Here is a 19,854-nt window from a genome sequence, read left to right on the forward strand (position 1 = left end):
ATGTTCAGCACTATGCAGGACGAGCCGTTGTCGCTGGCCACATTGTTGCGCTACGCATCGACGTTCGTCGGTGATTCCACCGTGTCCACCTGGACTGGTACCGGACTGCGCACTATGACCTACCGTGAGGTCGGTGCCGAGGCGGCACGGTTGGCGAACGCGTTGCGTGGGCTCGGTATCGGTGTCGGCGATCGTGTCGGCACATTCATGTGGAACAACAACGAGCACCTGGTTGCTTATGTCGCGGTGCCCGCGATGGGGGCGGTGCTGCATGCGTTGAACATTCGTTTGTTCGCTGATCAGGTCGTCTACGTAGCCAATCACGCCGAGGACCAGGTAGTTCTGGTGGACGGCACGTTGGTGCCGATGTTCGCTCAACTGCTGCCGAACCTGAAAACCGTCCGACATGTCATCGTGGTCAACGGGGACGCGGCGACACTTACCGCGCCAGCGGGCGTTCAGGTGCATTCCTACACTGAGCTGCTCGGCGCGCAGCCGGACACCTATGACTTCCCGGTGCTCGACGAGCGGTCTGCCGCCGCGATGTGCTACACCTCCGGAACTACGGGTGACCCGAAGGGCGTGGTGTACTCGCACCGCTCCAACTGGCTGCACGCCATGCAGGTCGGTGCGAACAACGGGATGGGTCTGTTCAACAGCGATACGATTCTGACCATCGTCCCGCTGTTCCACGCGAATGCCTGGGGGTTGCCGTACGCGGCGCTGATGTCGGGGGCGAATCTGCTCATGCCGGACCGGTTCCTGCAACCGGGCCCGCTGTTGGAGTGCATGGCGGCGCAGCAGCCCACTTTCGCCGCCGCGGTACCGACCATCTGGGGTGGGGTGCTGGCGGAGCTGGCGGCCAAGCCACAGGACATCACGCATCTGCGCGCGGTCGTGGTCGGCGGGGCAGCCGTTCCGCCATCGATGATGCGCACCTTCCAAGACAAGTATGGAACGCGGGTGTTGCACGCGTGGGGCATGACCGAGACTTCGCCATTGGGCAGTGTCGCGCATCCGCCCGCGAGCGCGCGTACCGAGGAGGAGCAGTGGGCCTATCGGGTGACGCAAGGCCAGTTCTCGGCTGGTGTGCAGGCTCGCCTGGTCGCAGACGATAGCAGCGTGGTCCCCAATGACGGTGTGGCATTGGGGGAGTTGGAAGTGCGCGGCCCGTGGATCACCGGTTCCTACTACTCGCCGGACGGTACGCCGGTCGACCCGGAGAAGTTTCACGATGGCTGGTTGCGAACCGGCGATGTCGGCAAGATCAGTAAGGACGGTTATCTCACCCTGGTCGACCGCGCCAAGGATGTGATCAAGTCCGGTGGGGAATGGATCTCCTCGGTAGAGCTGGAGAACGCGATAATGGCCCACCCGATGGTCGCCGAGGCAGCGGTGATCGGGGTTCCGGACGAGAAGTGGGACGAACGACCGTTGGCGGTGATCGTGCTGGCCGAGGGTGCTGCCGCGCATCCGGAACAACTGCGCGATTTCTTGGCCGACAAGTTCGCGAAATGGCAGCTTCCGGAGCACTGGACGTTTCTCGCGGAGGTACCCAAGACCAGCGTGGGAAAGTTCGACAAGAAGCGGTTGCGCGTGAAATACGCCGACGGTGACTTGGAGGTGCTGACACTTGGCTGAGCGCTGTGCGGCATCGGCCCATGGCGGGCGCGGGATTGCGCGGATCATGCGAACAGACACCCGGCATGGACTGTAATGGTGTGCCGCGCCGGGTGTCGGCGCGCTGATCAACAGTTGCGCAGTTCCGGACTCTGGTTGAGTAGCTGGGCCCTGGTGCCGATGAACGCGGTATAGGTTTCACCACCGACCGAGGAGAGCGGGAACGCCGCGACCCGATGGCAATTCTGAAAGGCGAGCTTTACCTCGAAGTGTCGTTCCAACCCGCCACGAATGGCGTCGGAGGCCATGGCCCGCAGCAATTGGCCTCGGGCCGCCTCGTCCGGCGGCGGAACTGTGTTATCGGCGAATTCCGCGGTGCCAGAACGGAGCTCGCCGGTAACCCGACTGACAACGTCCCAGGCGTAGGGCAGCGATGTGCGTACGACCTCGACAAAATCGGCATCATCGATTTCGCCGCGTTCGGCGCGTTCGAGCAGTGTGGCGGGGACATCAAGAGACATGGCGTTCACCTCCGGGGTGGATGTCGGTTCGATGCCACCCGAGTCTAATCGAAAGCCGTTGTCAACAAGCCTGGATTGGGCGTGAGAATGCCCTTTTCAGTGCGGTTTTCGTGTCATCGGCTAATGTCCGGACCAGTTCTCTCGCGGGTAGCTCCTCGGTCAGAAGGTGGGTTTGGCCCGCCCATAGATTGGTTTCTTCAGGGTTGCCCGCAGCCCTTGCTGCAGCCCGCAGCGGAGTGGTGGCGTAGTGGATTTCGGGGTATCCGACTGGTGCAGTGGCGGTGTGCTCGATCAGGAACTGATTACGAAGCCCGCGGGCCTGGCGCCCGGTGAAGGCGCGGGTGAGCATGGTGGGGGTATCTGTGGCCAGGGCAGCACGGTGTACCTGGTTGGTGCCCGCCTCTGGGCAGCGCAAGAATGCGGTACCCAGCTGTGCAGCTGCGGCCCCTGCCGCGAGCATAGCGGCGATGCCTGCGCCGGTGGTGATACCTCCCGCGGCTACTAAGGGCACGTCAGTGGCAGCGGTCAGCAGTTGCACCAGAGCCAGCAGACCCAGCGGATCGATCGGATCGTCAGCGGGGTGATCTATGAAGGTGGCGCGGTGCCCGCCTGCTTCCGCGCCCTGGGCGATGAGCACATCAGCGCCCGCGTCCACTGCGGTGCGCGCCTCGTATGTCGAAGTAACGGTGACCCAGACTTCAGAGCCCGCCGCGTGGAGTTGGGCGATCACCGCGGCGCTCGGGCAGCCGAAGGCAAACGATACGGCTGCGACTGGATCGGAGACGAGCAGGTCGAGTTTGGCATCCCAGCCGTCGGTGTCGAACTTCGGTTCTCCGAGTTCATGAGTGGCGCCGAGTTCGGCGAGGTAATCGGCGAAGCCGGTGGCTGGGGTCGCGCGACCAGGGACGAAGAGGTTCACTCCGAACGGCTTGTCGGTGGCGGCGCGAGTCGCCGCGATGCGCGCAGCGGTGTCTGTCGCGCTCAGGTAACCAGCTGCCAGCTGGCCGAAGCCGCCTGCTTCGGCCACCGCTACGGTCAGCTCGGGTGTGGACGGTCCGCCTGCCATAGGAGCCAGTGCAATCGGAACGCCCAAGTGGTCGATGATCACGATCTCAGTGTGTCTCGGAGATCACGATCTCAGTGTGTCTCGGACATGTATGTGACCCAGGACGCACCCAGAATTCCCGGCCGTAGGTTGCGAAATGGTCACGACGAGGTAGAGTTCCCGTCACAACAGAATCCAAACTGTTACACGTCCAGCTTTATCGGATCGTTAATCGAGCGGGCCGCCGGGAATGCTATCCGGCCCTGTTCTTCGACGCAAGGATGCAGTTTTGTCGCAGCACCGGGTAGGTCCAGATTCCGTTACCGTGGTCAGTCTCATCGGCGAGGTCGACACGAGACGGCCGACACGGCACCGCGCCGAGCCGTCCGCGATCGATCGAGCACGGGTTGCCGCGGGCGTCGCCGTCGCCACGGGCGCGTTGATCAGCTCCGCCGGACAGATAGCCCCGGCCATGGCAGCTTCACTGCCACACAATGCGTCCGACGCGAATGAGGGGCCGGTCACGACCGCTGCCGTCAAAGGCAGCGGTACCCAGGAGATCCAGCCAGTTGCTGAAGTGAAGACCGTTGCAGAGCAGGCCGCCGCTCCCGCTCCAGTCGCGACTCAGGTCGCTGCTCCGATTGCCGCTCCGTTCGGCATCCCGAATCTTCCGCCGGAGATCTCCGGGCCGTTAGCCCAGGCCGAGCAGATCCTCAAGGGTATACAGCAGCAGATCGCGCCCGCGCCCGCGGTACGCCCGGTGGCCGGTGCGATCAGCTCCGGCTTCGGTAGCCGCTGGGGCAGCATGCACTACGGCGTCGATTTCGCCGATGCGCACGGCGCGCCGGTTCACTCGGTCAGCAACGGCACAGTGCTGGAGGCGGGCCCGGCTTCCGGGTTCGGCTTGTGGGTGCGAGTGCTGCAGGATGACGGCACCACCGCAGTCTACGGTCATGTGAACGAGATATTCGTGCACCAAGGGCAGAGGGTGAACGCGGGTGACGTGATCGCCACTGTCGGCAATCGTGGCCAGTCCACCGGTCCGCATCTGCATCTGGAGATCTGGGATCAGCGTGGTACCAAAATCGATCCGCTGCCGTATCTGGCTGCCAAGGGCGTGCCGATGCAGTGGGGTCCGTCGGCGCACTGACTTCCCTGTCCAGCTTGTTACTGCAACCGGCGTCTGAGCGTATGCTGTCATCCTTCCCGCGGCAGGGCGAGACGGGAAGCGCTCGGTGTGCGTTTTGCGTGCACCGGTTGCGCGAGTACCGGTCGATCATTGGGCTCGTATCGTGATTGAGTTGAGCGATATCTTCGAGCCTGGGTCACTGCACGGACACGTGTATGGCGTGCTGGTGCGTCATCCGCGATCGAGTCTCGCCGATATCACACAGCATCTTGGGGTCGCGGAACCTCTTGTCGCAGGCTCATTGGATGTGTTGTGTGAGCTGCGCGCCGCGGTATGCATCGAATCGCCTGAGCATGAACCGGTCTGGGATGCGTACGCACCGGAATCTCTGTCGGAGGCCGAAGCGCGGCGTAGGCGACAGGAGATCAGCCGAATGCACGCTGTCGCGACGCGGCTGAGTGAGACGTTCCGCTCGGTGCGTCGTTCATCGCGGGACAACGGCGTTGTAGTACCAGTATACGAGCGGCTGGAGATAATCGCGGATTTCGAGCAGTTGCAGACCGGCGCGCGCACTTGTGTCAAGGTTGTCGAACGAGAATCCTATCTCGGTGATTCCGAGCACGCGCGACAGTTGTTTCATCTGGAGCGTGCCGGGAACGACGCAGGTATCCGCTATCAGATGATGTATCAGGACACCTTTTATCAGGATCCGGAGCGCCTGCGGCACGCATTGTCGACCAATGGTGGTTGGGCGCAGGCCAGGACGTTGCCCGAGCCGCCGTTCACTTTGCTCATCAGCGATGACGAGCGAGCCTGCTTAGTATTGCACGCCGACGAACGCAGGCCCGATCCGATGGGGCTGCGCATCTCCGATTCACCCACACTAGAGTTGCTGATCAAAACCTTCGACGTCCTATGGGCGATGGCCGCGCCCATCTCGCTCAATCCGCCCGCGGAGGCGTTGGACGAACGCGATCGGGCGATCTTGACCATGATGGCGCTGGGTGCCACCGATGACACCATTGCGCGCAGGCTCGGTATGTCCCGGCGTACCGTGGTCCGCCGTACCGCTCGGCTGCTGGAACGTCTCGGCGCGAGTACCAGATTCCAGGCGGGGGTGCAGGCAGGTCGACGCGGATGGCTATGAGCGGAATCACTGTTTTGGATATCTCGGCGACAAAATGAGATCTTGCGTCGCTATGCGGACAGACATCGGGTAAGACACCGTATCCAGGGGGCGGACAGTGCGCAACGAGAGGAGAACACGGAACAAAGGGGGGCGCGGACCGCAGTGGCGGCAACCGCGGCAAGGCAAATACAGCGCGCGGGATTACCGGTCAGTCCCTTATATGATTGCTCGGACCGCGCTGGCCCCGGACATCATGCTCTCAGCTGGCAGCCCGAGGCTCAGCTCGATGCGAGAGGTAAATGCACTCGAATGGAAACCGCCCGTCGTTCCGCACGTGGTAGCCGTCGCCGTAGGTCGGGTAGTCCGCTTTTCGGTCAGTTGCTCACCGCCTCGGTCGAATCCGCCGCTACTGAGATCGCGATACGGTTCAATCCGACCGGAGATCCCGCCGACGACCGGGAACTCACTTACGCAGAACTCGACACGGCATCCGCGCGGTTGGCCAGGGAACTGATCGAGCGTGGTATCGGACCCGGTGACGTGGTCGCCATCGCGATCTCCCGCAGTGTGGAGTCGGTGCTCGCGGTCTGGGCCATCGCGAAGACCGGTGCGGCTTACGTGCCGGTGGATCCGACTTACCCGGCGGAACGGATCGACCACATCGTCAGTGATTCTGGTGCGATGATGGGCCTCACCACGTCGGCGCATCGTGCGGTGCTCGGTACCGGTGTGTACTGGATCGAACTGGACGACCCGGTGCAGTCCGCGCGGATCGCCGCGCGCCCGGAACATCCCATTTCCTACTCCGACCGAGTTCGCCCGCTGGATGAGCGGCACCCGGCCTACGTCATCTACACCTCCGGATCGACCGGGAAGCCCAAGGGCGTTGTCGTCTTGCACAGCGGCCTGGCCACGCTGGTGTCCGCGGAGCGTGAACGCTACCGGGTAACCGAGGAATCGCGGGTGTTGCACGTCTGCTCACCGAGCTTCGACGTGTCGGTGCTCGAACTGTTGTTGGCCTTCTCTTCTGGTGCGACGTTGGTGATCGCGCCACCGAAGGTGTTCGGTGGTTTCGAGTTGGCGGACCTGCTGCGGCGCGAACGTGTTACGCACATGCTCATCACGCCGGGTGCACTGGAATCGGTGGATCCGACCGGTCTGGACGATCTTCGTGTCGTGCTGGTGGCCGGCGAGAAGCTGGGGCCGGAACTGGTCGCTCGCTGGGCAGGCGAGCGCGAGTTCTACAACTGCTACGGTCCCACCGAGGCGACGATCCTTGCCACCGGTACGTCGCCGATGACATCCGACGAGCTCATCACCATCGGCACCGCCAACCCGGGAGTCGGTGCGTTCGTCCTGGACTCGCGGCTGCGTCCGGTGCCTGCCGGAGTAGTGGGCGAGCTGTACCTGGCCGGGCCCGCGTTGGCACAAGGATATCTCAGGCGTCCGGGACTGACCTCGGAACGGTTCATCGCCAACCCTTTCAGTGCCGACGGTGGCAGCCCCGGCGCGCGGCTCTACCGCACCGGAGACTTGGTGCGCCGTACCGAGTCCAGTGATAACGACGGCGGTGCCATCGAATATCTGGGACGTTCGGACTTCCAGGTGAAGATCCGCGGCTTCCGCATCGAACTCGGCGAGATCGATAACGCGCTCACCGACCACCCGGATATCGATTTCGCGGCCACCCTCGGCAAGACGTTGCCCTCCGGTGCGCCCGCATTGGTGTCCTATGTGCTGCCGCGGCCAGGAACCGACGTGGACACCAGTGCTCTCGCTGAGTTCCTCGCAGAGTCGTTGCCCGCGTATATGGTTCCCGCGACCATCATAACGTTGGCGGAGATTCCGCTCACTCCGGTCGGCAAGCTCGACCGCGCGGCGCTGCCCGAACCGGTCTTCGCTACGCGTGCGTTCCGTGCGCCTACGACGCCTGTCGAGGAAATCGTCGCGGAGGTGTTCGCCACGCTGCTGGTTCCCGAGGCGAACAGTAGCGTCGGCGCGGACGACGATTTCTTCGAACTCGGCGGCAATTCGTTGCTCGCCGCGCAGGCCGCCGCGCGGATCGGCGCCGCGCTGGAGGCGCGGGTGCCGGTACAGTTGCTGTTCGAGGCGACCACTGTTGCCGCGCTCGCCGCACGCGTCGAGCAGCACGTGGGTTCCGTTGTGGGGCAAGCGTTGCAGACGCGTCCACGTCTGGAACGGGTGCCGTTGTCCTATGCCCAGCAACGCATGTGGTTCCTGAACCGCTTCGACCCTGCAGACCCGGTCGACAATATTCCGGTCGCGGTGCGTTTGTCCGGCCGCCTCGACGTCGATGCTCTGCGCGCAGCGGTTCACGATCTCGCTGAGCGGCATGAGGTACTGCGCACGGTGTACCCAGAGGTCGACGGTGAGGGCTATCAGCTGGTATTATCTGCCGCTGATCCGCGTGCCATGCCGGAATTCGTGGTCGAGCGAGCCGAGGAAGCCGAGGTGCCCACGCAGATCGCTGCCGTGGTGACCGAGGGCTTCGACGTAACCACGGCACCGCCGGTACGGGTGCGGCTGCTGGTGCTGAACGACACCGAGCATGTGCTGATCTGCGTGATACACCATATCGCGGGCGACGGTTTCTCCATGGGGCCATTGACTCGCGACCTGATGAGCGCCTATCTGGAACGGATGCGCGGCGGTGCGCCTACGTGGCCCGCCCTCGAGGTGCAGTACGCCGACTTCGCGATCTGGCAGCGGGAAATCCTCGGCGACGAACACGACCCGGAGTCGACCCTGGCGCAGCAGATCGCTTTCTGGCGTACTCGATTGGCCGCGCTTCCTGAGCAGTTGGAGCTACCGTCGGATCGTGTCCGTCCCACGATCGCATCCCACCAGGGCGCCACGCTCGCCTTCGACATTGATGCCGAGGTACACGCTGCGCTGAACAGTCTTGCGCAGCGCTACAATTCGACGCTGTTCATGGTGGTGCACGCGGCGTTGGTTGTGCTGCTGGCCCGCTTGTCGGGTACTAGGGATATCGCCATCGGCACCCCGGTGGCCGGCCGGGGTGAGGCGGCCCTGGACGATCTGATCGGCATGTTCGTCAACACGCTCGTGCTTCGTACCGAGATCGATTCCGGCGCAGAGTTCGGTGAGCTTCTGCGCGCCGTGCGCACGGTCGATATCGAAGCGTTCGGTCACGCCGATGTCCCGTTCGAGCGGCTGGTCGAGCTGCTCGAACCGGTCCGGTCGGCCGCACGGAACCCACTGTTCCAGGTGATGCTGAGCTTCCAGAATCTGGTCGGCCCGGAGCTGGAACTGCCAGGACTTTCGGTTTCAAGTATGGAACTCGCGATACCACTGGCGAAGTTCGATTTGCAGTTGACCTTGGCGGAGAACCTCGATGGGAATGGCACCGCGCAAGGCATCGCGGCAGTGTTCACCTACGCCACCGATCTGTTCGACAAAGCGACCGTGCAGGACTTCGCTGATCGCTTCGACCGGATCTTGACCGCGGTAGCCGCCGACGCCACAGTGACAGTCGGTGATATCGATGTGCTGGCTCCCGGTGAGCGCGAATTGGTATTGCATGAATGGAACACCACAGGTGCCTCGGTCCCCGAGGTGACTTTGGTGGATCTGCTCAGCGCGCAGGCACACCGGCGGCCGGCTGCGACCGCGATCCGTTTCGGTGAGAACACACTGACCTTCGAGGAGTTGCACCGCCGAGCGAATCGTGTGGCCCGTGCGCTGATCGCGCAGGGCGCGGGCCCGGAATCGGTGGTGGCCGTCGCGGTAGCGCGGACCGAGGAATTGCCTGTCGCGCTCTTGGCGGTGCTGATGTCGGGCGCGGCGTATCTGCCGATCGATACCGGCTATCCGGTACAGCGGCTGGAGTTCATGCTCGCCGATGCCACGCCCATCTGCGTGCTGGCCACGGCAGCGGAGCGGGAAGCGTTGCCCGCGAGTGCTGTTCCGGTGCTTCTGCTGGAGGAGGTACTCACCCGGACTACCGATTTCGCCGCCACTCCGGTAGGCGACGCCGAGCGTCTCGCGCCGCTGTGCCCGGACAATCTGGCGTATGTCATCTACACCTCGGGCTCCACGGGCACGCCCAAGGGCGTGGGGGTCGCGCACCGCAATGTCGTCGAGTTGTTCGCCAACACTCAGCTGCTGTTCGAATTCGATGAGTCCGACGTGTGGACGCTGTTCCATTCGTTCGCATTCGACTTCTCGGTGTGGGAATTGTGGTGTGCGCTGGCCAGCGGCGGCACTGTGGTGGTGGTCGATTATCTGACTTCCCGGTCGCCGGAGCAGTTCCGCGAGCTGCTGATTCGTGAGCAGGTCACCGTGCTCAATCAGACCCCGTCGGCGTTCTATCAGCTGGCCGAGGCGGATCGGGCCGCGCATCCGACCGACCAGGACACCTTTGCGCTGCGCTACATCGTGTTCGGTGGCGAGGCGCTTGATCTGAGTCAGCTGCGACGCTGGTACGAACGTCATCCCGTGCACGCGCCGTGGCTGGTGAACATGTACGGAATTACCGAGACCACAGTGCACGTGTCGTTCCTGTCGTTGGATGAGCAGATGATAGGAAGCACAGCTGGCACGGCCAGTGTGATCGGTCGTGCGCTGCCCGGCCTGGGCGCCTATGTCCTCGACAACCGGCTGCATCCGGCGCCGGTCGGCGTGACAGGAGAGATATATATCGCGGGCGCCCAGGTCTCCCGCGGCTATCTCGGCCGCCCTGGATTGGCCGCCACGCGTTTCGTCGCGAATCCGTTCGGCGTGCCGGGGTCTCGGATGTATCGCAGCGGCGATATCGGCCGTTGGGTCGGTTTCGGCGGCCAGGCCACTCTCGAATACGTGGGTCGTGGTGACCAGCAGGTGCAGTTGCGCGGCTTCCGTATCGAACTCGGCGAGATCGAGTCGGCACTGCTGCGCTGCCCCGGTGTAGGCCAAGCTGTGGTTCTGGTCCGCACTGAGGAGCAAGCGGGTGACCGCCTGACCGGATATGTGGTTCCCGATACCGATGCCGTGCTCGATCCGGCGGTACTGCGCGCGCAGGTATCGGAGTTCCTGACCAGCTACATGGTTCCGGATGCCATCGTGCTGCTCGATGCTTTGCCGCTCACGCCGAACGGAAAGCTGGACCGCAGGGCTCTGCCCGCACCGGAGTTCATTGGTGCGGCGGCTTTCCGCGCACCGAGTTCTCCAGCCGAGCAGGTAGTCGCCGAAGTATTCGCCGAACTACTCGGCGCCACCGAGGTCGGCCTCGACGACGACTTCTTCGCGCTCGGCGGAAACTCGTTGTTGGCTACTAAAGTGGCCGCGCGGATCAATGAGGCGCTGGATGCGAATCTCGCGGTGCGGGAACTGTTCGAGGCGCCCACCGTCGCCGCGTTGGCCATCCGGGTGATGCCTGGCGCTGACGGTGGTCCTGGCGCACGACCACACCTGGTCCGCACCGAACGAGTGGAGCCGGTGCCGCTGTCATTGGCACAGCAGCGGATGTGGGTGCTCAACCAGTTCGATCCGGCTTCGTCCGCCTACAACATCCCGCTGGCGATCCGATTGACCGGTGTGTTGGATGTCTCCGCGTTGCGTTACGCCATGGCGGATGTGCTGGAGCGACATGAGTCGCTACGCACCCGCTATCCGGCGCACGGGCTGGGCGGGTTGCCCTATCAAGAGATCATGTCCGTCGCCGACACGTTGCCCAGCGGTCTGGAAGTGGCGGCTACCGACGACCCGATCAGCCGGATCACCGAATTGATGCGCACCGGCTTCGATGTGACCGAACAGGTTCCGGTGCGGGCGTTGCTGTTGGAATCCGGACCAGACGAGTATCTGCTGGCCATGGTCGCACATCATATCGCCGCAGACGGCGCCTCGATGGCTCCACTTGCCCGTGACCTGATGACCGCCTATCTGGCCAGGATCGGCGGCAATTCGCCGCGCTGGTCGCCGCTGGAAGCGCAGTATGCGGATTTCGCGATTTGGCAGCGTAGTGTCATCGGCACCGATGACGACGAGAACTCGGTGGCCGCGCGGCAGCTGGCATACTGGCGCGATCAGCTCGACGGGCTGTCCGGCGCACTGGAATTGCCACTGGACCGTCCACGTCCCACGGCGCCGACTATGCGTGGCGCCAACACCGGGCTCACAGTCTCGCCTGAGGTGCACGAAGCGTTGACCACATTGGCGCGCAAGCACAACTCGACGCTGTTCATGGTGGTGCACGCGGCGTTGGCTGTGTTACTCGCCAGGTTATCCGGTGATTCCGATGTAGCCATCGGCACCCCGATCGCGGGCCGTGGCGAACGTGTGCTCGATGACTTGGTCGGTATGTTCGTCAACACTCTGGCGCTGCGCACTACGGTTGAGCAGACCATGTCTTTCGCTGAGCTGGTGGATCGGGCGCGAGAGACGGATCTGGCGGCATTCGCCAATGCGGACATCCCCTTCGAGCGAGTGGTCGAAGTAGTGGCACCCGGCCGGGCAACGGTACAGAACCCGTTGTTCGGGGTGGTGTTGTCCTTCCAGAACAACGAACAGCCGACCCTGGAATTGCCCGGACTCATCATCACCGCGCTGGATGCGGGCGTGGTCGCGGCGAAGTTCGATCTGCAGGTGAACGTGCACCCACAGCACCATGATGACGGTTCGTGCGCAGAATTGGTCACCAGCTTCACCTACGCCGTCGATATTTTCGATGAGTCGACCGTGCGATCGTTCGGTCGCAGGCTGGAGCGCATCTTGGCCACGGTGGCCGCTGATCCTCAGGTCATGGTCGGTGACATCGACATCCTGGAGCACGCTGAGCGGGACCGAACGGCCCAGGTCGCAGAATCGGTGAGCGGTGAAGCACCCGTGGCGACCGCGGGCACGACATTGGCTCAAGCGCTGGCGGCCACAGTCGAAGCCGATCCGGACGGCCCTGCGGTGGTTTCCGGCGAGAACGCTTTGTTCTATCACGATCTCGATGCCCGCTCGTCGCGGCTGGCGCGAGTGCTCATCGCGCGTGGCTGTGGACCTGGCGTGGGGGTCGCGATGCGGTTGGATCGCGGCATCCAGGCGATTGTCGCCACGTGGGCTGTGCTCAAGACGGGTGCCGCGATAGTGCCGTTCGACGAGCTCGACGCGCGGCTGTCGAATGGACTGGAGGTCACGGTCGGGCTCACACTCGGCAGCACGCACTCGACCCATGTGCTCGACTGGCTGGTGCTCGACGATCCGGCAGTCGGCACGGAGATTGCTGCCGCGTCGCCACGTCCGGTGACCTACGCGCACCGGACCCGCGCGCTTCGCGGCAGCGACCCGGCATTCGCCGGAGCGCAGCTGCTCAGCTACGTTGAGCTGGCCTCAGCTATCGAACGGTTGCGTATGCGGACCGAACTAACCTTCGAATCCCGCACCTTCCAGCACGGCAGCCCACAGTCGCTCGCCGCGCTGATCGAGGTGGTCGCCGCTGGATCGGTAGGCGCCTCGATAGTGCTGGTCGAGGAGAGCGGTGTGCTGACCGAGTCGCTCGCTGACGAATGGGTGAGTCATTTGCTGACCGATCAGGCCGGTTTGACCACGCTGGACCCGATGGGGCTGGCAGACCTGCAGGCTGTGGTGCTCGACCATGGTGTCACCGCTGTTCCCCCGAGCCCCTGGATCGGTGTGGCCACGCTTGTCCAGCTCACTGAGCTGCGCGGTACACGGTAGGGTTATTGCCGTCCACGCGCGCGTCCCAGTCGGGGAACCGCCGCGCAGTGTCGGCTGAGCGGGCTGATCGCACAGTATTGCTCGAGGCATTCCGGCGTAGTGCGTCGGAGCATCGCTGCCATGGTCGCGAAATCGCGTGCTGCGCGGCGCACCCATGGTCCCTGGTGCCAGGTACATGCCTCCTACGACCAGAACTACACAGGACGGACGCGCTCGCGAGCGTCAGCGTTCTCGGTAACGGTCGGCAGGCGTGCGGTCGATGCTCCTCGGGAAGGTAGCTTGACTGAGTGCATTGTGGGCTATGCGCATATGAGTAGCAGAGTGAGGTATCTCGATGGTTCGGGCGGGCGGGCAGAGGCATGATGATTCTGCGGGGGATGGTGCGCACATGACTCGTTCGGTGCGTGTGCGGCCTACGCGTACTCGTCGCTCCCGGGTTACTACGTTGCCGCAGTTGATGGCGATGGCGGTGGAGTCGAATCCGGCCGGTGCCGCTGTTGTGCTAGCCGATGCGGTCGGCGCCTTGGCCGAGTTGAGTTATGCGGAGCTGGATGACCGGTCGACGCGGTTGGCACGGTTGTTGATCGGTCGTGGGATCGGGCCGGAGGATTTGGTCGCGGTGGGCGTGCCGCGTTCGGTGGAGTCGGTGGTGGCGGTATGGGCGGTAGCCAAGACTGGTGCCGGGTTTGTGCCGATAGATCCGAAATACCCGGCTGAGCGGATAGCGCATATGGTTGCCGACTCGGGTGTGGTTTTCGGGTTGACTGTCGCGGAAGTTCGTGCGGCTCTGCCTGGTGCGGTCGAATGGGTGTCGATCGATTCGGTGGAATGCGCGCGGCAGTTGGAGGAATTCTCGGCAGAGCCGGTGACGTACGCCGATCGGGTGCGAGTATTGCGCGCCGAGCATCCAGCGTATGTCATCTATACATCAGGGTCGACGGGGTTGCCGAAAGGGGTGTCGGTCACTCAGGCGGGGCTGGCGGGGTTCTGTGCCGAACAGCGGGATCGGTATGGGGTGACCGGGGCTTCGCGGACATTGCATTTCGCCTCGCCGTCGTTCGATGCGTCGGTGTTGGAATTGTTATTGGCGTTGGGCGGCGCGTCGACGATGGTTGTGGTGGCTCCGTCGGTGTACGGCGGTGACGAACTGGCCGCGGTGTTGGGTCGGGAGGGGGTGACGCATGCGTTCGTGACTCCGGCGGCGTTGGCGTCGGTGGACCCGGTGGGCTTGGATCAGCTGCGGGTGGTGGTGGTTGGCGGCGAGTCGTGTCCGCCGGAATTGGTACGGCGGTGGGTGAAACCGGTCGCCGGTGGTACGCGTGCGTTCTTCAACGGCTATGGGCCGACGGAAACCACGATTATGACTAATATCGGTGGGCCGTTGGTGGCAGGGGAGCCGGTGACGATCGGTGGGCCGATCCGAGGGATCACAGAGTTTGTACTGGACGATCGGCTGGTGCCGGTTCCTGATGGTGTAGCGGGTGAGTTGTATATCGGTGGGGCGCAGTTGGCGCGTGGCTACCATAAGCGGCGGGAGTTGACAGCGTCACGTTTCGTGGCGAATCCTTTCGAGGGAAATGGTTCCCGGCTTTATCGGACCGGCGATGTGGTGCGATGGACTGCTGGTGGCGAGCTGGAGTATTTGGGGCGTAATGATTTCCAGGTGAAGATTCGGGGTTTCCGTATCGAATTGGGGGAGATCGATTCGGTGCTGGCTGCGCATGAGAGTGTGGATTTCGCGGTCACGGTGGGGCATCGTTTGGACAGCGGTGCGATGTCCCTCGCGTCTTATGTGCATGCGACCGAGGGTATTTCGATCGACACCAGTGCTTTGATCAGGCATGCCGAACGGCGACTTCCTGCGCATATGGTGCCAGATTCGGTAACTGTGCTGGCGGAGATCCCATTGACTCCGGTAGGCAAGCTGGATCGTAAGGCATTGCCGGAGCCGGTGCTCACTGTGCGGGAATTCCGGGCACCTGCGACGCCGGTCGAAGAGATGGTGGCCGGGGTGTTCATTACGCTGCTCGGCACCGAGCGAGTGGGCGCAGATGATGATTTCTTCGAATTGGGTGGTAACTCGCTGATCGCGACACAGGTTGCGGCTCGGTTGGGCGCAGCGGTCGGTGCGCGGATACCGGCGCGGGTAGTATTCGAAGCGCCCACGGTGGCCGAGCTGGCTGCGCGGCTGGCCGAATTCGATGGTGTTGCTGTGCGACCTGCGTTGGTGGCCGGTCCGCGTCCGGAGCGTGTTCCCTTGTCGCTCGCGCAGCAGCGGATGTGGTTTTTGAATCAGTTCGATACCGGTTCCGCAGTGAACAATATTCCGTTCGCGATTCGATTAACCGGTGATCTGAACGTTGTCGCGTTACAGGCGGCGGTCGCGGATGTGATCGAGCGTCATGAGACATTGCGGACGGTATATCCGGCGCTGGACGGCACCGGCTATCAGATGATTGTGCCCACAGCGGCAGCTGTCCCGGAACTTGCGCCGAAGCCGGTCGACGAGGCCGAACTGCAGGATTGGCTGGGTGGGTTCGCCTCGGTCGGTTTCGAGGTGGCGACCGAGGTGCCATTGCGTATCGCCTTGTCCGAGCTCGGTCCGGACGACTACGTGCTCGCTGTTGTGGTCCATCACATCGCGGCCGATGGTTCGTCGATCGCGCCGCTGGTACGTGACCTGATGACCGCGTATGTCGCGCGCGCCGCGGCAGCGGCGCCCGACTGGACTCCATTGCCGGTGCAATACGCGGATTACGCGGTATGGCAACGTGCGGTGCTCGGTGCGGAGGATGATCCGGAATCGGCGGCGGCGACGCAGATCGCGTTCTGGCGGGCGGCGTTGGCGGGAGTTCCGGATCGGCTCGATCTGCCGATGGACCGGCCGCGGCCCGCATCGGCTTCCGGGCATGGTGCGGTGTTCTCGTTCGCTATCGATGCGCGGACCAGGGCTGGATTGGACGGTGTCGCGCGTGCTCGTGGCGCTTCGCTGTTCATGGCGGTGCACACCGCTTTCGCGGTATTGCTGGCAAGGTTGTCGGCTACCGATGATATCGCGATCGGTACGCCGGTAGCAGGTCGTGGTGAGCGTGAACTCGATGATCTGATCGGCATGTTCGTGAATACATTGGTATTGCGGACCAGGGTCGATCCTGCGCTGTCGTTCTCCGAGTTGTTGGAGACGACCAAGGAACGGGATCTGGCGGCGTTTTCGCATACAGAACTGCCGTTCGAGCGATTGGTCGAAGTGCTGGATCCGGTTCGGTCGGCCGCACATCATCCACTGTTCCAGGTAGCGCTGTTCTTCCAGAATATGGATCAGGCGCAGCTGGAGTTGCCCGGGCTATCCGTGCAGTCGGTGGAGTTCGACGGGACGGTGGCAAAATTCGATCTGCAGTTGACGGTGACGCCGCAGGAGGGCCCGGAGGCGGGTTTGGCGGCGATGTTCACCTACGCTACGGACTTATTTGATGAGCCGACGATCGCTGCGTTCGCTGAGCGGTTGGAGCGGTTGCTCATGGTTGTCGCCAGGGAGCCGGATCAGGCGATCGGTGCGATTGATCTGCTGACTCCTGCGGAGCGGACGCGCATGGTGGTCGAGTGGAATGACACCTATCGTGCGCTACCAGAACGGCTATTGCTGGATGATTTCCGTAGGGTTGTCGCGGAGTATCCGGATTCGATCGCAGTGGGGTACGAGGGTGTCGAACTGACTTATATCGAGTTCGATGCCAGGGTCAATCGCCTGGCGCGGTTGTTGATTTCGCGAGGCGTGGGCGCGGAATCGTTGGTGGGTTTGGCGATTCGACGATCGCTTGATCTTGTGGTCGGAATGTACGCGATCGTGACAGCGGGTGGGGCATACGTGCCGCTGGATCCGGATCATCCGGCTGAACGGATCGCGCATGTCCTGGATATCGCTCGACCTACCTGTGTGGTGACAACCAGTTCGGATGCAGTGGTTCTGCCGGATGGGGTGCAGGTTGTGGCGGTGGACACGGTGGATCTGGCAAGGTTCGACGATGCTGAGGTGGATGTCAGGGAGCTGGTGCGCCCGATATTGCCGCATCATCCGGCCTACGTGATCTTCACCTCTGGCTCGACCGGTCGGCCTAAGGGGGTGGTGGTGTCGCATGCGGCGATCAACAACCAGATCGAGTGGATGTCGGCGGCATATCCACTGGGACCCGATGATGTGTATCTGCAAAAGACGGCGACGACGTTCGATGTGTCGCTGTGGGGATATTTCATGCCGCTACGGGCCGGTGCCAAGCTGATTGTCACGACACACGACGGGCATCGGGATCCGGTTTATGTCGCGGAAACCATTGCGGCGCAGGGTGTGACTGTAACCGATTTCGTACCATCTATGCTGTCGGTGTTCGCGGCGAATATCGCTGCGGGTTCGTGTCCCTCGCTGCGGGATATTTTCGTGATCGGTGAGGCATTGCTGCCGGAAACAGTAGCCGCGGTGGCCGCGGTATCGGATGCCGCTGTGCACAATCTGTATGGTCCAACCGAGGCAGCGGTGTCGGTGACCTACTGGCCGACATCGGCGGTAGACGAGCGATCCGTGCCGATCGGTGTGCCGCAGTGGAACACTCAGGTTTATGTGCTCGATTCGTGGTTGCGACCGGTTCCCACGGGTGTTTCGGGAGAGTTGTATCTGGCGGGAGATCAGCTGGCGCGCGGTTATGCGCGGCGTCCGGATCTGACCGCTGACCGGTTCGTCGCCGATCCGTTCACCTCAGGGCAGCGGATGTATCGTACTGGTGATCTGGTGATGTGGCGAGGCAAGACCGATGTGCTGCCACCTCGGCTCGATTACCTCGGCCGGACCGATTTTCAGGTGAAGTTCCGTGGGCAACGGATCGAGCTGGGGGAAATCGAGACGGCGTTGTTGGCACAGCCCCCGGTGAGCCAAGCGGTGGCGGTGGTCGCCTCGTCGTCACTTGGCGACCAGTTGGTGGCCTATGTGGTCGCCGCGCCGGGCCAGTCGATCGACCAAGCGGAATTGCTCGTGGCGATCGGCACCACGTTGCCCGCCTATATGGTTCCGGCCGCCATTGTGGTGCTAGAGGCGTTCCCACTGAATTCCAGTGGCAAACTCGATCGTAAAGCGCTGCCCGAGCCGGTCTTCACCGCGCGCGAATTCCGCGCGCCCGCGACGCCGGTCGAGGAGATTGTAGCCGGGGTATTCGCTGAGATACTGGGCGTAGCACGGGTCGGCGCGGACGACGATTTTTTCGATCTCGGCGGTAATTCTCTCATCGCTACCCGCTTGGCGGCACGTATCGGCGCGGCATTGGATACCCGCGTCGCGGTGCGGATAGTGTTCCAGGCGTCCACGGTGGCCGGGTTGGCGGCGGCGATCGAATCGCGCGTACATGACGAGCGCAGCGTGGCGTTGGGCACTATCGCACGTCCAGAACACATTCCGCTCTCGCCGGCACAGCAGCGGATGTGGTTCCTCAACCAGTTCGATCGGCTCGACGATATCGCCTTGGCAGCCTACAACTTGCCGTTCGCGCTGCGGTTGACCGGTGAGCTGGATGTAGCAGCACTGGTTGCGGCATTGGCTGATGTGATCGCGCGACATGAGGTGCTGCGCACGGTGTATCCGCAGACTGCGGATACACCGATACAAGTGGTGTTGCCCGCGGGACAGGTGCGTTTGGATGCGGCCGCGATCCCGGTCGGCGCGGCCGAGGTCGTGGGTGAGGTGCATGCACTCGCGTCGGCTCCTTTCGACGTGACCGAGGAGGTGCCGATCCGAGTACGGCTGTTGGAAGTCGCCGATGGCCCTGCTGGGGCGCCACAGGAATACGTGCTTGTTGTAGTGGTTCATCACATTGCGGCGGATGCTTCATCGATGGGCCCATTGGTGCGGGATGTGATGGCGGCGTATGCGGCGCGGTCGGTAGGCGAAGCGCCGAACTCGGCGCCGCTCGAGATCCAGTACGCCGATTATGCGGTGTGGCAGCGTGCGGTGCTCGGCGCGGAATCCGATCCGGAATCGGTTGCCGCGAAGCAGATCGGTTTCTGGCGTGCGGAATTGGCTGACCTACCTGATCTATTGGAGTTGCCGAGTGATCGGCCGCGGCCCGCGGTGGCGTCCATGGCCGGAGCCAGGGTGGATATCGAGATCGAGGCGACCATCCACGCGGGACTGGCGAATCTGGCGCGTGCGCATGGCGCGACGCTTTTCATGGTGGTGCACACCGCGTTCGCGGTGTTGCTCGCGCGACTGTCCGGTACCAGCGACATCGCGATAGGTACGCCGGTGGCGGGCCGTGGTGAACGAGAGCTGGATGATCTGATCGGTATGTTCGTCAACACCGTGGTGTTCCGAACCAGGGTCGATGGGGGTGAGGCGTTCACCGATCTGCTTGCCAGGCAGCGCGAGACCGACATCCAGGCGTTCGCCAATGCCGATGTGCCGTTCGAGCGTTTGGTGGAGGTGCTCAACCCGCCGCGATCGACCGCACATCATCCGCTTTTCCAGGTGGGCTTGTCGTTCCAGAACATCGCGCATACCACCTTAGAACTGCCAGGATTGGTGGTGACAGGCGTCGATGCCGATCTGGACGTCTCACAGTTCGATCTGCATTTGATCATTGGTGACGCATACGACGTGTCGGGTGAGCCTGCCGGTATTTCGGGGTTCTTCACGTATGCGATTGATTTGTTCGATCGTGTGACGGTTCAGGGTTTCGCGGATCGG

At 63.2% G+C, this 19,854-nt stretch carries 7 protein-coding genes; 5 read left to right on the forward strand and 2 right to left on the reverse strand.

Annotated elements, in window-relative coordinates:
- Nucleotides 1-1,641 carry a long-chain fatty acid--CoA ligase gene (locus ACX4ZE_RS13745; RefSeq protein ID WP_480273786.1) on the forward strand — a complete coding sequence of 547 codons (1,641 nt, stop codon included), beginning with the start codon at nucleotides 1-3 and terminating at the stop codon, nucleotides 1,639-1,641.
- 107 nt (nucleotides 1,642-1,748) lie between these two features.
- On the opposite strand, the gene ACX4ZE_RS13750 is transcribed toward ACX4ZE_RS13745, so the two are convergent.
- Together ACX4ZE_RS13750 and ACX4ZE_RS13755 are read right to left on the reverse strand one after the other, a co-directional pair.
- Complete coding sequence (locus tag ACX4ZE_RS13750) at nucleotides 1,749-2,141, reverse strand: SCO5389 family protein (RefSeq protein ID WP_480273787.1); 393 nt, start codon at nucleotides 2,139-2,141, stop codon at nucleotides 1,749-1,751.
- A gap of 61 nt (nucleotides 2,142-2,202) precedes the next feature.
- Nucleotides 2,203-3,249 carry a nitronate monooxygenase gene (locus tag ACX4ZE_RS13755; RefSeq protein WP_480273788.1) on the reverse strand — a complete coding sequence of 349 codons (1,047 nt, stop codon included), beginning with the start codon at nucleotides 3,247-3,249 and terminating at the stop codon, nucleotides 2,203-2,205.
- Nucleotides 3,250-3,475: 226 nt separating this feature from the next.
- Here ACX4ZE_RS13755 and ACX4ZE_RS13760 point away from each other — a divergent pair, with 226 nt between their 5' ends.
- From ACX4ZE_RS13760 to ACX4ZE_RS13775, 4 genes are all read left to right on the forward strand, one after another.
- Nucleotides 3,476-4,336, forward strand: coding sequence for a M23 family metallopeptidase (locus tag ACX4ZE_RS13760; protein WP_480273789.1), 861 nt, complete (start codon nucleotides 3,476-3,478; stop codon nucleotides 4,334-4,336).
- 142 nt (nucleotides 4,337-4,478) lie between these two features.
- Nucleotides 4,479-5,462 carry a helix-turn-helix transcriptional regulator gene (locus ACX4ZE_RS13765; RefSeq protein WP_480273790.1) on the forward strand — a complete coding sequence of 328 codons (984 nt, stop codon included), beginning with the start codon at nucleotides 4,479-4,481 and terminating at the stop codon, nucleotides 5,460-5,462.
- Nucleotides 5,463-5,753: 291 nt separating this feature from the next.
- A complete protein-coding gene (locus ACX4ZE_RS13770; RefSeq protein WP_480273791.1) occupies nucleotides 5,754-13,130 on the forward strand; it encodes an amino acid adenylation domain-containing protein in 7,377 nt (2,458 codons plus the stop codon).
- Between the two features lie 334 nt (nucleotides 13,131-13,464).
- A partial coding sequence (locus ACX4ZE_RS13775) for an amino acid adenylation domain-containing protein (RefSeq protein WP_480273792.1) occupies nucleotides 13,465-19,854 on the forward strand: 6,390 nt, incomplete at its 3' end.

The sequence above is a fragment of the Nocardia sp. TBRC8007 genome, from assembly GCF_056629435.1.

Coding starts and splice junctions, on each gene's coding strand:
- ACX4ZE_RS13750 (WP_480273787.1), bottom strand. CDS start 2,141: ATGTCTCTTGATGTCCCCGCCACACTGCTCGAACGCGCCGAACGCGGC.
- ACX4ZE_RS13745 (WP_480273786.1), top strand. CDS start 1: ATGTTCAGCACTATGCAGGACGAGCCGTTGTCGCTGGCCACATTGTTG.
- ACX4ZE_RS13770 (WP_480273791.1), top strand. CDS start 5,754: ATGGAAACCGCCCGTCGTTCCGCACGTGGTAGCCGTCGCCGTAGGTCG.